The organism is Falsiroseomonas oryziterrae (assembly GCF_021864505.1).
In the GTDB taxonomy this organism is placed as follows: domain Bacteria; phylum Pseudomonadota; class Alphaproteobacteria; order Acetobacterales; family Acetobacteraceae; genus Falsiroseomonas; species Falsiroseomonas oryziterrae.
Window position 1 is genome coordinate 1 of sequence record NZ_JAKJIB010000018.1, and the last position, 13,084, is coordinate 13,084.

General features: G+C 68.4%; 11 protein-coding genes. 5 read left to right on the plus strand and 6 right to left on the minus strand.

The window, feature by feature from the left end; all coding sequences use genetic code 11:
- Positions 1 to 138 precede the first annotated feature (138 nt).
- The 3 genes from L2I40_RS03325 to L2I40_RS03335 all read right to left on the minus strand — a co-directional run bounded on the left by L2I40_RS03325 (position 139) and on the right by L2I40_RS03335 (position 2,809).
- On the minus strand, positions 139 to 723 hold the full coding sequence (locus L2I40_RS03325) for a nicotinamidase (RefSeq protein ID WP_237213445.1): 585 nt from the start codon (positions 721 to 723) through the stop codon (positions 139 to 141).
- A 121-nt stretch (positions 724 to 844) separates the two neighbouring features.
- Positions 845 to 1,327 carry a c-type cytochrome gene (locus L2I40_RS03330; protein WP_237213446.1) on the minus strand — a complete coding sequence of 161 codons (483 nt, stop codon included), beginning with the start codon at positions 1,325 to 1,327 and terminating at the stop codon, positions 845 to 847.
- 123 nt (positions 1,328 to 1,450) lie between these two features.
- Positions 1,451 to 2,809 carry a ferredoxin reductase family protein gene (locus L2I40_RS03335; protein WP_237213447.1) on the minus strand — a complete coding sequence of 453 codons (1,359 nt, stop codon included), beginning with the start codon at positions 2,807 to 2,809 and terminating at the stop codon, positions 1,451 to 1,453.
- Positions 2,810 to 3,119: 310 nt separating this feature from the next.
- On the opposite strand from L2I40_RS03335, the gene L2I40_RS03340 reads away from it, so the two are divergent.
- Positions 3,120 to 6,080 (plus strand): PAS domain-containing protein, encoded by a 2,961-nt coding sequence (locus tag L2I40_RS03340; RefSeq protein WP_237213448.1) that lies wholly within the window; start codon positions 3,120 to 3,122, stop codon positions 6,078 to 6,080.
- Positions 6,081 to 6,216: 136 nt separating this feature from the next.
- Here the strand turns inward: L2I40_RS03340 and L2I40_RS03345 are convergent, their stop codons facing one another.
- The 3 genes from L2I40_RS03345 to L2I40_RS03355 all read right to left on the minus strand — a co-directional run bounded on the left by L2I40_RS03345 (position 6,217) and on the right by L2I40_RS03355 (position 8,286).
- Entirely contained in the window at positions 6,217 to 6,918 is a 702-nt protein-coding gene (locus L2I40_RS03345; RefSeq protein ID WP_237213449.1) for a CBS domain-containing protein, read from the minus strand.
- A gap of 78 nt (positions 6,919 to 6,996) precedes the next feature.
- On the minus strand, positions 6,997 to 7,434 hold the full coding sequence (locus tag L2I40_RS03350) for a DUF2267 domain-containing protein (RefSeq protein ID WP_237213450.1): 438 nt from the start codon (positions 7,432 to 7,434) through the stop codon (positions 6,997 to 6,999).
- 408 nt (positions 7,435 to 7,842) lie between these two features.
- Positions 7,843 to 8,286, minus strand: coding sequence for a host attachment protein (locus L2I40_RS03355; RefSeq protein WP_237213451.1), 444 nt, complete (start codon positions 8,284 to 8,286; stop codon positions 7,843 to 7,845).
- Positions 8,287 to 8,663: 377 nt separating this feature from the next.
- Here L2I40_RS03355 and L2I40_RS03360 point away from each other — a divergent pair, with 377 nt between their 5' ends.
- The 4 genes from L2I40_RS03360 to L2I40_RS03375 all read left to right on the plus strand — a co-directional run bounded on the left by L2I40_RS03360 (position 8,664) and on the right by L2I40_RS03375 (position 13,059).
- Complete coding sequence (locus L2I40_RS03360; protein ID WP_272910931.1) at positions 8,664 to 9,269, plus strand: recombinase family protein; 606 nt, start codon at positions 8,664 to 8,666, stop codon at positions 9,267 to 9,269.
- A 399-nt stretch (positions 9,270 to 9,668) separates the two neighbouring features.
- Complete coding sequence (coxB, locus tag L2I40_RS03365) at positions 9,669 to 10,460, plus strand: cytochrome c oxidase subunit II (protein ID WP_237213453.1); 792 nt, start codon at positions 9,669 to 9,671, stop codon at positions 10,458 to 10,460.
- Positions 10,461 to 10,570: 110 nt separating this feature from the next.
- Positions 10,571 to 12,355, plus strand: a complete 1,785-nt coding sequence (gene ctaD / locus L2I40_RS03370) for a cytochrome c oxidase subunit I (protein WP_237213454.1) — start codon at positions 10,571 to 10,573, stop codon at positions 12,353 to 12,355.
- Positions 12,352 to 13,059: a cytochrome c oxidase subunit 3 gene (locus tag L2I40_RS03375; RefSeq protein WP_237213455.1), complete on the plus strand. Its 708-nt coding sequence runs from the start codon at positions 12,352 to 12,354 to the stop codon at positions 13,057 to 13,059. Before ctaD ends, L2I40_RS03375 begins: the two co-directional genes overlap by 4 nt.
- Positions 13,060 to 13,084 lie beyond the last annotated feature (25 nt).

The window sequence follows — 13,084 nt, forward strand, 5'->3', positions numbered from 1 at the left end:
AACTCGCCGCGCTGCCGGCGCGGCTGCGCGCGCTGCATCCGGCCGACCCGCCCTACCCGGTGACGATCAGCGCCGCCCTTGCCGCCGAGGAGGGCGCGGTGCGCGCGCGCGTCGCCGGCGCCGGTCGCTGAGGACGCGTCAAACGATCCGCGCGCCAGCCGCTTCCATCTCGGCCAGCGCGCGGGCGCCGGCAGCAGGCTCGACGGGGCGCGTCCCATCCCGGATCAGCCGTACCTCGAACCCCTCACGCAGCGCGTCGAGCACCGTGGCGCGCACGCAGACATCGAGCGCGAGGCCACCGACCCAGAGACGGCGGACGCCGCGCGCGCGCAGCGCAACGGCCAGGCCCGTCTCGTCGAAGGCCGAATACTGGTCCCGGTCGAGCCGCGTCCCCTTTGCGACATGGACCGTCCCTGCGGGCAGCCGGAGCGCGTGGTGGAAGGCGGCGCCTGGCGTATCCTGCACGCAGTGCACGGGCCAGGCTCCGCCGCCCTCGGTGAAGCTCGGATGCCCGCCCGGGTGGAGGTCGCGCGAGGCGATCACCGGCACACCCGCGCGACGCGCGGCCTCGACCCAGGCATTCAGAACGGGCACCACGGCGTCACCGGCCTCGATGGGCAGAGCACCGCCGGGGCAGAAATCAGCCTGCACATCCACCACCAGCAGTGCGTCGCCCTCCTTGAGCATCGGCGGTGGCGCCGACAGCGGCAGGCGGTCGCTCATTGGCCCTCGATATCCGGGAGAGGCGACAGCGAGCCGTCGCGGCGTGCGTGTTGCTGGCGGCCGCGCAGGCGAGGGCCCCGCGCATGCATCACGCTCAGCGAGGCCGCCATCATCCGCATCGCTATTGCTGGATCGAGTTCAGATAGAGGACCAGTTCGTAGACGCGACCCTGCACATAGGCCTCACGCATACGGTTGCCGAAACGGTCGCCGGCTTCGAAGCCGAACATTGCACCCCAGAACGGCATCTCGCGGCCGCCATGCGCCACGATGTCCTCGCGCCCGTCGATGATCTGACCAACACGAACGAAGGGGAACGCGCCGTTGTTGCGCCGCGTGAGCGTCGTCAGGTCTGACGGCCTGGCGGTCAGCAAGCCGGCCACCGGTCCGCCGCCCTTGCCATCGGTACCGTGACACTGGGCACAAGCGGCCCGGTAGAATTCCACCCCTCGTGCGGGCGGCTGCGGCGCCTGGGCGAAGGCAGCGCCGACACCGATGCTTGCGACAAGCGCACCGCCGAGAGCCATGCTGGAGATACGCACGATCGTCCCCTCCTGTTGGTGGTTGGCGTCGGTCAGGACTGCCGAGCGGAAGAAGGATGCCACTCGCTGCGGGCTCCGCCGATGGATGAACGTCAACCGTACGGATCATCACCCCGTGATGGGCTCTCCCGATGCCGTAGCGGGAGGCCGCATGATGGCGCTCAAGCTGCCGTGCTGCGGCGCGGTTCAAGCGTAGGTGAATCGCTCTTCGAGAATCTGCGCCGGCCGCACGCCGAGCCTCTGCAGCGCCTTTCGTGCCTCGCGCAGCATCGGGGGCGGGCCGCACAGCACGAACAGCCAGCCCGCCCTGGCGGCCGCTTCACAGTGCCGGGCGATCAGCGCGGCGTCCAGCTGGCCGCTCTCGCCCGCCCAGCCCGGCGCAGGCTCGCCAAGCACATGCACGACCTTCAACCGTCCGGCGGCAGAGAGCCTTTCCAGTTCCTCCTGCGCGATGAGCTGGGTGGCCACTCGGTTGCCGTAGACCAGAAGCATTGGCCGCGGTGTTGGCTGCCGTACCTCTTCGCGCAGGATTGCCAGCGCGGGCGCGACGCCGACGCCTCCGCAGAGGAAGGCGAGCCCCGGCTCGGCACGCTTTTCCACAACGAGATTGCCGTGTGGACCATCGACGAAGGCGCGGGCGCCAGGTGGCAACGCACCGATGCCGCGGGTGAAGTCACCGGCCTCCTTGATCAGGAAGCGCAGGCACCCTGCCTCGGACGGCGCGGACGCGATCGAGAAGGGATGCTCGCGTCGTGAGAAGGGGCCGCGGTCGAGCTTGAGCCACGCGAACTGACCGGCCTGGAACCGAAGGCCGGCATGCCCCACAGGCGCGACCACCAGTTCCCAGGTCCGCAGCGCCACGGGACGAATGGCAGCGATGCGCCAGGGGCGCCGGGCGAGGCCGATCGGGCGGATCAGCCACACCCAGAGCAATGTCGAGGACGCCATGGCGCCCAGGGCGAGCCATAGCCCTGCCAGCACCGGGGATGCGCTGTAGCGTCCCGCCGACAGCCCATGATGCAGTCCAAGAAGCACGACGGATATGGCGAGCAGGCCGTGCACGGCACGCCAGGTCTCATAACGAAAGGGAATCTGATCGCGTCCGATTGCCCCCGTCGTGAGCAGCCCGAGCAGCAGCCAGGCGAGCAATCCCGTCGCGATGGACGCGCCGCCCAGGCCGAGCACGTGAGCGTGGGTCAGGTCGTCGGGGCGCATGAACGCTGGTCCATCGGGCAGCGTGTAGAGAAAGGGATGAACGAGCATCAGCAGGAGCGACACTGCGATGCCGGTGACCTGGTGCCAGCGCATGGTGCGGTCCATGCCCACCACGTCCGTGACCGCGCGGAAGCGTCCCGACAGCACGAAGCTCCAGAGCAGGGCCGCGAAGCCAAGCAGCGCGGAGGCACCCGCGATCTCGTCGGGCCAAGGCCGAGCGGGCCCGACAAGCAGCCAGCCCAGCGCGAGCGGAAGGATCGCGCCGGCCGCCAGCAAGCCAATCACGAGCCGCCTTCTGCCCGTCCTGGGCGAAGGATGCATCGCTGCCATGGCAACTTCTCCTTCGCCGTCGTCTGTGGGGAACGCATTCGTCATGGCTCGCGGCGAACGATCATGTTCGCGTGAGAATGTGGACCTCACCGTGTCGCGATCACAGCTTTCGTTTTTGGCCGGCAGAAAAACGCAGCGGCTGGTCCCGGTACCGGAACATACCGGCGCGAGACACATGGATGCTTCGGGGCTGAGCGGACGTCATAAGGGCGCGAGGTGACCGCCCAAGGTTGCCGTGCTGTCCGAAAGAAAAGGGACAAGAATGGGGGGCGCCCAGGCTTTCATCAGCGGAACGGTCAGGACCGGCGCCATGTCGCAGGCGTCGCCTCGTCCGGTTCCGCGCCGAGCGCTTTCGTCCCGCCGCCCGACACTCGGCACGGCGCTCGTCCTCCTCTGCATTGCGCTGCCGTTGGCCCTGATGGGTACCGGGGCCTGGGTCGCGTGGCGCGACACCTGGATCGCAGCGGAAGACGATCTACGCCAGGGAGCGGCGGCCGTCGCCGAATACGGGCTGCGCGTGCTGACCCTGCACGGGGTGGCGGCCGGCCGCATAGATGCGCTTCTGCGCGACCTTTCCGATGCCGAGATCCGCGAGCGTGAGGCGGAACTGCATGCCGAGCTCAAGCGCCTCGTGGACGAGATCCCGCAGACCGAAGCCGGCTACGTGTTGGATCGCCACGGCTCGGTCCTGGTCAGCGCCAACATCTTCCCCGTGCCGCAGGCGGCCGGGCTTGCCGTCGACCGGGACTTCTTCGAGGCGTTGAGCGGGCAGAACCCGCCGCAGGTTCATGTCAGTCGGGTCTACACCGGCCGGCTCGACGGGACGCTGTTCTTCGCCGTGAGCCGACGGCGGACACAGACCGGCAATGCCGATGTGCCTCCCGGTGCCTTCGACGGCCTGGTGAACCTCTCCATCTTCCCGAACAACCTTGCCGAGGGCCTGCGGCGTCTCCAGCCGGCGCGGGGTGACGTGACGACGCTGCTCCGCAACGATGGCGAACTCCTCGCACGGAGCGTCGGCCAGACGCAGGCGGTGCAGGTCCTGGGGCCCTTCGCGGCGGCAACGGCCGGCGATCCTGAGTCAACCGTCTACGAGGGCGTCTCCAAGACGGATGGCGTCCAGCGTCTCTATGGCGTGCACCGCATCGAGGGGTGGCCAGTCTACGGCCTGGTCGGACGTCCGCGGGCGGACATCCTGGCCGCCTGGCGACAACAGGTCTTGGAGCAGCTGGCCATCGGCCTGCCGGCGACCGGCCTGCTGCTTGGCTTGGCAATGGCCGTGCGACGGAGCCAGACCACCCTCGAACGCCGCGTGGCCGACCGCACGGCCGATCTGGCGGCGAGCGAGGCCCGCCTGCAGGCCGCGCTCGGCGCAGGCCGCGTCTTCGCCTTCGAGTTCCATCCCACCGCGGACATCGTGCTGCGTTCGCCGAACGCGGCCGACATCCTGGGTTTGTCCGAATCCGCCGCGCTCCGGGACAGCGGTACCGCCTTCATGGCGGCGATCCACCCCGATGACCTAGAACGAATGCAGGCGGCCCTCCGCAGCGTTACGCCCGAGCGTCCAGGCTATGCGGTGCGCTTCCGCTACCGGCGACCCGATGGCGGCTTGGTGTGGCTCCAGGACGAAGGTGTCGCGCGGTTCGGCGCTGATGGCCGGATAGTGCGAGTGATCAGCTTGGCACGCGACGTCACCGCCGAGGTCGAGGCGGAGGCTGCGGCGCGGAAGGCTGGCCTTCGTCTCCGCGCGGCGACCGAAGGGGCCGGCGTCGGCACCTACGAGATTGACCTCGTGAAGCGCGCCGCACTGTTCGATGCCCGTGCCGCGGAGCTGGCAGGCAGCACCCTGCCGGCGGAGACATGGGTCGGCCTTGGAGGGGAAGAATGGACCGCGCTCGAGGCCTCGATCCACCCTGAGGATCGCGCCACCTATGAGGATGCTTGGCGCAGGATGCTGTCAGGATTGTCGGATGGCTGCGCGCTCGAGAGCCGTATGCGATGCCAGGACGGTTCGTGGCGGTCGGTGTGGTCCCATGGCATCTCGCTGGAGCGCGACGCGAGCACCGGCCGACCCGGGCGGATCGTTGGCATGCTGCTGGATGTCACCGAGCGGCACCGGCTTGAGGCCGAACTGCGGCAAGGACAGAAGCTGCAGGCGCTTGGCGAGCTCGCGGGCGGGATCGCGCATGACGTCAACAACGTCCTGCAGGCCATAGCCGGCTCTGCCGTCATGGCGAACAGGGAAGCGGAGAACCCGGAAGCCGTTCGCCGACGGCTGGATGCCGTCACCGCGGCGGTCTCGCGCGGTGCCGCGATCACGCGTCGTCTGCTCGCCTTCGCCCGCCGAGGCGAGCCGCGCGCCGAAGCCATCGACGCTGCGGCACTGATGACGGGTCTGAAGGAGATCCTGGCGCCGGCGCTCGGCCCGCATATCGAGATCCGGGTCGAGGCGGCAGCCGAGCTTCCTCCGCTGCTGGCCAATCGCGAGGCGTTGCAGACGGTGCTCATCAACCTGGCCACCAACGCCCGCGATGCCATGCCGCAGGACGGTGTGCTCACCCTGTCCGCCACGCCCGAGCACGTTGGGGCCGGCGAAGCAGAAGGTGCATCCGTCCGCCCCGCACCCGGCCGCTATCTGCGGCTGGCAGTGCGCGACACCGGCACAGGGATGGATGCCAACACTCTCGCGCGCGTCGTCGAGCCGTTCTTCACCACCAAGCCATCCGGCAAGGGCACGGGCCTCGGGCTGAGTATGGCCCGGACCTTCGCCGAACATGCCGAGGGGCAGCTCGCCATCGAGAGCACGCCCGGCAAGGGTACCACGGTGACGCTCTGGCTGCCGCAGGCCGACCTCCCCCGGCCCGGCGGCGGCGCTGCAACCACGATGGCCGGCGAGGCGCGCTGTGCCTGCCGCGTGCTGCTGGTGGATGACGAGCCCGTCGTGCGGGCCACACTGGCGGAGCAACTCGAAGCGACGGGATGCCATGTTGTCGCGAAGGGTGATGCGGCAGCTGCCCTGGCGATCCTCGATGCGGGTCACCCGGTGGATGCGCTCGTGACCGACATGACGATGCCGGGCATGGACGGCATGAGCCTGATCCGTGAGGCGCAGATGCGGCGGCCAGGATTGCTGGCGGTGCTGATCACCGGCCAGGCGGAGCCGATCAGCACGTCCACCGCGATCTCAGGCGGTGGCCTTGCCGCGGTACTGCGGAAGCCGGTCGCGGCCGCCGAGCTTGCCGCCTGCCTTGCCGCGTTGGTGAAGGTGTAATCTGCCGGCGCACGGTGGGCAGCGCCAGCAATGCCCGCTTGGGATATCGCCTGCCGCGACGACGTGTCGCGGCAGCGCTCCTGCCGCTCCGGCTCTGGTACGACTGCGCCAGCGGGACCATCCCGCCAGGCATGGCCTAGATGCCCGGATACAGCGAGCTTGAGGGCGGCACTCCGACCGTGAGCCGGTCCTCCACGCTCCGCACGCCATCGACGCGCTCCGCCAGCACGCGTAATGCACGGCGCACCTCGTTCGAGCGGCAGTACCCCTCAAAGGAGACCACGCCGCCTGAGACCGTCACCGCAGTCAGCTCCGTGTCGGCCCAGGGCTGGCGGCGCATCTCCGCGACGATGGTCCGGCGGATCCGCGCATCGTCGCTCTCCGTCCCAAGGCGATCAGGCTGTGCCGCAACGGCCTTCAGGAGGTCGGCGCGCGAGACCACGCCGACCACGCGGCCATCGCGCAGCACCGCGACTCGCCGGATGCGCCGGTCGCACATCAGCTGCGCGGCTTCAGCGGGAGGCGCATCCTCGTGCACCGAGACGATCGTCGGACTCATCACGTCACGCGCGCACCGGCCATGGGCGCGTGCGTAGCGCCTGGCGGCACGATCGGCGTCTACGGCAAGGCGCGCGAGCCAACCGAGTCCCTCCTCGTCCTGCGGCGCGAGGCGCCGCACCAGATCGGCTTCGGTGACAACGCCCAGCGGCGCGCCCGCCGCATCCACGACGAAGACGCCGGACAGGTGGCGGTCGGCGAGCAGCCGCACCAGCGGCTCCACCTTCATGTCCGGCGGGACGACGACCGGATCGGGGGTCATGAGCTCCTTGATCCTCATGCGCCAACTCCTCTCTTACGATGGGTTAGGCGCGGGACGGGCCGGATTGGCGCGCCGTCAGGCGGAGTCCGTCCCGGATCAGGCCATGGTGACCCCGCCAAGGCCACGCCGGATGCCTTCCGGCAGGGCGCCGAGCACCTTCGCGATCTGACCGGGATCGACATGCCGTGCCAGCGTCGCGAACACGGCCGCGGTCGCATCGGCGGGCCCGATCGGGCGAGTCCGACCGAGATGCGAAGCCACGTTGTCGAGGAAATCCTCCATGCTCCGCACCGTTGGGCGTTCGCCCCCGATATGCCACTGCTCGTAGTAGGTGCCGCGCACCAGCAGTGGCAGCTGTGCTCCGAGATGCACCGCGAGTTCGAGGGGAAGACGGTCCCGTAGTGTCCGCAGCACGGCGCCGAGCACGTGCCAAGCGACCTGTCGGTCGGGGCCGATGTCCTCCATGATCTCGTCGAGCCAGATGTTGGTGGTCTGGATGGTCTTGTCCCAGACCTCGAGGCCGGTGGCAGCCATGACGCTTCCTCCGCTCAGGCGGACGCTGGGCGGATGCTACGCGTGGATGGAGGGTAGCGAGCACGCCATTCTTGGGCCGGCGTGGGGGGCTGCGATCATTCTCGCGCGATCGGGCTTGCGCACAATGCGACAGGCGTAGGGTACGAAGTGCCCAGCCGTACCCCCGGCGAGTACATGGACCATGTCGTACAGTTCGATCATTGGGGCGACGCTCGAGCGCGTCAGGGCGCGCTACGGCGCCTTCGGCGCACCGGCAGGAATCATTGCGGTCTGCTGTCCATTGAGGCGGCACGAAGCCCGACGCGCCCATGTCTTCAGGTCGAGCGAGGGACACGACTAACATCCCTGACCTGGTCCTATCGGGACACGTCAGCGTCGATCTGCAGCCCTTGAGCGCTGCTCCGACCGTCAGGCCCGACGGACGGCCTCGAGCTGTGCGGCCACATCTGCCAGCGGTGCGTGGGTCAGGTCCTTGTCCAGCGTTCCGTACAGTTTCCTTCGCGTCGCTTCGCCAAGTGACGCTCGCAGATCGCCGAGAAAGGACGGCGGCGCCACCAGCAGGAGCCGCTCAAACGAGCTGGCCGTACCCTCGAGCCGCGTCGCGAGGCGCGTCGCGAAATCTGTCTTCGCGGCCCGGTGGGGGTCGGTTCGTGGTTCGACCGCATGGCGTGCCGTGGTAGCGCTCTCGTGCACGCGCCCAAGCCGATCGGTGCCGTGCTCCCGCGACGGCGGGTTGGTCGCCTCGAGTTCATCATCCGTGCGTTCGCGCCAAGGACCAGCAGGCAGGTGGCGCTCAAACAGCCGAGCCCGCCCTCCATCGGCAACAAGTGCCCACTCGATATTGGTCGACATCACCGTATTCTCCTTCGCCGTGGCGTGATGGCCCGGTCTGCCGGGGGCACCGCAGTGCGCGTCCGACCAGCCTTCAAGGTGCGAGTACCAACTCGCCGCTCGCCTCGCTGGCACGCGCGCTCAGCCGACGCGGTAGATCTTGAAGGCGTCGCGGGTGCCTTGCGGTTGGGCCCGACCCGGCGGAAGCCGTCGAGGACCAAACCTTTATCCCTCGCCGCTCCTTCACGGCGTTGAAGAAGCCGCGAGCGGTGCTGCAGCGGAGGGCGCGAACTTGATGAGGCGGTTTGGTGCCGGCGTTGCACCGTCCTAGCAGCGAATGGTGTTGACCTGCCTCCCGTTTCCTGGATCGCCCTGAGCTGGAAAACTCCAGTTTAAGGTTGGGCTGGCAGGGCGTGCAGGTCTACGAGGACCTGGCCATGAGCGGGGGCAACCACGACCGGCCGGCCTTCCAGCGCATGATCCGGGACGCGAAATCGCGGCGCTTCGACGCGGTGATCTGCGAGGCAATCGATCGCCTCTGTCGCAACCTGTCCCGTGTCGCCAAGCTCTACGACCAACTGACATTCTACGGCATCCGCATCCAGACCCTGCAGCACGATGCGATCACGCCGATGCATATCGGCCTGCTCGGGACGATGTCGCAGATGCTCTTGGGCGACATCCGCACCAAGACACGCCGCGGCCTGCGGGCGGTCGCGAAAGGCCGCTGGAGCGCCGGTGGCCTCTGCTACGGGTACCGGGTCGCAGCCGGGGAGCACGGGCGACGCGGCGGCAGGACGGTCGAGGCCGCCGAGGCAAGCGTGATCGTCCGGATCTTCGAGCAGTATGCGGCGGGCCTGTCCGCCCAAGCACTTCGCACTCGCGCTGAACGAGGAGGGAATTCCCGGCCCTCGGGGTGGCGCCTGGGCGCCCTCGGCAATCAACGGCGACCGCTCGAAGGGCACCCGGCATCCTCAACAACGAGCTGTACATCGGTCGCCTAGCCTGGGGCAGACAGCAATGGCTCAAGCACCCCGACACTGGCCGGCGGATCGCGCGTCGGTCGAGCGACATTCGCCGGTCGTCACCCAGGTGCCAGAACGCGACCGCCGCGTTCCGGCACGCCGTATTGCCCGGCAGATGTATTGCCCGGCAGATCACGTGCGGCTGAGGACGGGAAGATCTTCTTGTCGGCCCCGACTCAGTCCGCCACCATCTTCCATCAGTGTCTCGCCTGCTGCTCGCTGTGCTTTCTAGAGCATCGCAGAAGGTCGGACCATGGCGATGGCCGAACAGCCCGCTGGCCCGGGCACCGCCGCCCGCCTGCCCGCGACGCGCGGGGAAGTCTTCCCTGCTGCGCGACGACGGCCTACGCAGCTGTGCACAGGCAGGGTGACGCGGCCATGGCCGTTGCGCTGATCCTCGTTCTGGTGGCGGTCGGGTCGGTTACCTTCCACCTGCTCAGCCCCTGGTGGTGGACGCCGATCGCTTCCAACTGGAGCTACATCGACGCGACGATCACCGTCACCTTCTGGATCACCGGCGTCGTCTTCGTCGCGGTCGTGTTGTTCATGGCCTACTGCGTGTTCCGCTTCCGCAGCAGGCCGGGCCAACGCGCCACCTATGAGCCGGAGAACAAGCGCCTCGAGATCTGGCTGACGGTCGCGACCGCGCTCGGCGTGGCGGCGATGCTCGCGCCCGGCCTGTTCGTATGGCACCGCTTCGTCACCGTGCCGACCGATGCGACGGACATCGAGATCGTCGGCCAGCAATGGCTGTGGAGCTATCGCCTGCCCGGTGAGGACGGGAAACTTGGCGCGGTGGAGACACGCCTCATCTCGCCCGAGAATCCGCTCGGCCTTGTGCCGGGCGACGCAGCCGGGCGGGACGACGTGATCATCCAGGGCGATGACCTTCATCTGCCGATCGGTCGCCCGGTGCGGGTCCTGCTGCGTTCGATCGACGTTCTGCACGATTTCTACGTGCCGGAATTCCGCGCGAAGATGGACATGATCCCGGGCGCGGTCACCTATTTCTGGTTCACCCCGACCCGCACCGGCACCTTCGACGTGCTCTGCGCCGAGCTCTGCGGCTCAGGCCACGCCGTCATGCGCAGCCGCGTCGTCGTGCAATCCACGGAAGACTACCAGGCCTGGCTCGATGGCCAGCGTCGCTTCGCGCAGGCCTCTAGATGAGACGCCGCGGCCGCATCGTCGCACGGCACGGCGCGGCAGGAGGACGACGACCGGCACGGTGAGCCCGCGCCATCGGGCGCCGCCGACCGGCAAGGAAGGAAGGCGAACCGATGGGCGAACTCGCGCACGGCGCCGGCGGCCAGATCCCGGCAGCGGAAGTGCCGGAGATGGAACTGCCCCATCCGCATGGATGGTGGAGCACCTACGTCTTCAGCCAGGACGCCAAGGTCATCGGCATCCAGTACGCGCTGACCGCGCTCGCGATCGGCATGGTCGCGCTGGTGCTGTCCTGGCTAATGCGCCTGCAACTGGGCTTCCCCGACACCTTCACCTTCATCGATCCGCAGGCCTACTACCAGTTCATCACCATGCACGGGATGATCATGGTGGTGTACCTGCTGACCGCGCTCTTCCTCGGCGGCTTCGGCAACTACCTTATCCCGCTCATGCTGGGCGCGCGGGACATGGTGTTCCCCTTCGTCAACATGCTGAGCTTTTGGGTCTACCTGCTGGCGGTGCTCGTGCTGGTCGCCAGCTTCTTCGTCCCAGGCGGGCCAACGGGCGCAGGCTGGACACTCTACCCGCCGCAGGCGATCCTTTCCGGCACGCCCGGGCGCGACTGGGGCATCGTGCTGATGCTGCTCTCGCTCTGCCTGTTCATCGCCGGCTTCACCATGGGCGGGCTGAACTACGTCGTCACCGTGCTTCAGGCGCGCACGCGCGGCATGACGCTGATGCGGATGCCGCTCACCGTCTGGGGCATCTTCACTGCGACCGTCATGGCGCTGCTCGCCTTCCCGGCGCTGTTCGTCGGCGCGGTGATGCTGCTGCTCGATCGGCTGCTCGGCACCAGTTTCTTCATGCCCACCCTGGTCGAGATGGGCCAGCAGCTCCGCTACGGAGGCGGCAGCCCCATCCTGTTCCAGCACCTCTTCTGGTTCTTCGGCCACCCGGAGGTCTACATCGTGGCGCTGCCGGCCTTCGGCATCGTCTCCGATCTCATCAGCACGCATGCGCGGCGCAACATCTTCGGATACCGGATGATGGTCTGGGCCATCGTCATCATCGGCGCCCTGAGCTTCGTGGTCTGGGCGCACCACATGTACGTCTCCGGCATGCACCCGTGGTTCGGCTTCTTCTTCGCCACCACCACGCTGATCATCGCCATCCCCACCGCGATCAAGGTCTACAACTGGCTGCTGACGCTCTGGCGCGGGAACATCCACCTCAACGTGCCGATGCTCTTCGCCCTCGGCTTCATCGTCACCTTCGTCAATGGAGGTCTGACGGGACTGTTCCTGGGCAACGTCGTCGTGGATGTCCCGCTGTCCGACACGATGTTCGTCGTGGCGCATTTCCACATGGTGATGGGCGTCGCGCCGGTGATGGTCATCTTCGGCGGCATCTATCACTGGTACCCGAAGATGACCGGGCGGATGCTCGACGACACGATGGGGAAGATCCACTTCTGGGTCACCTTCCTCGGCGCCTACGCGATCTTCTTCCCGATGCACTATCTCGGCCTGCTCGGGGTGCCGCGGCGCTATCACACGATCGGCGAGACCTCCTTCGTGCCGGCCTCTGCGGCGGATCTCAACGCCTTCATCAGCGTCGTCGCGCTGGTCGTCGGTGCGGCGCAGATGCTCTTCCTGTTCAACCTGCTCTGGAGCCTGCGCCACGGTCGGGAGTCGGGCCCCAATCCCTGGCGCGCGACGACGCTGGAATGGCAGACGCCGGAAACGCCACCCGGCCACGGCAACTGGGGCAAGGAGCTGCCGGTCGTCCATCGCTGGGCCTACGATTACGCAGTGCCCGGCGCGCCGGAGGATTTCGTCCCGCAGAACGAGGCACTGCCGCCGCCGGCGCATGTCGCCAAGGGCGAGGCGACCGCATGACGATCGCGCTGCTTTTCCTCGGCGTGCTCGCGGCCGTCGCCGCCTGGTGGCTGGCGCGACAGGGCCTGACGACGAAGCCATGGCTCGAGACAGGCCCGATGGACGATGCGCCGGTGCGCGGCTCCATGCGCGTCCCGGCAGCGAAGCTCGGCCTCGGCATGTTCATGACGGTTGCCGCCACGCTGCTTGTCCTGCTGCTCAGCGCCTATTCGATTCGGATGGAGATGGCGGACTGGAGCCCGCCGCCGCGGCCGGGCCTGCTCTGGGCCAACACAGCAGTGCTGGTCCTGGCAAGCGTTGCGCTCCATCGTGCCGCTCGCGCGACCCGGCGCGGCGACCGCGAGGCGGTTGGCTCGGCCCTGTTGCTCGGCGGCGGGATGAGTCTCCTGTTCCTCCTCGGCCAGCTCCTCGCCTGGCGGGAACTCGCGCGCGCCGGCTACCTGCCCGCCAACAACGCGGCGGACGCGTTCTTCTACCTCATCACCGCCGTGCACGGGCTGCACCTCCTCGGCGGCCTCGTGGCGTTGAGTCGGGCGGGCCTGCGGCTGCGCGGGGCGCCGATCGCGAAGCTGCGACTGAGCGTGGAGCTCTGCGCAGCCTACTGGCACTTCCTGTTGGTCGCTTGGCTTCTGCTGTTCGCCACGCTCGCCTTCTCGCCGTCCTTCGACTGGCTCGTTGCGCTCTGCACCGCCCCGTTCCGGTAGACCCGCTCAGGCAGGACCGCATCCG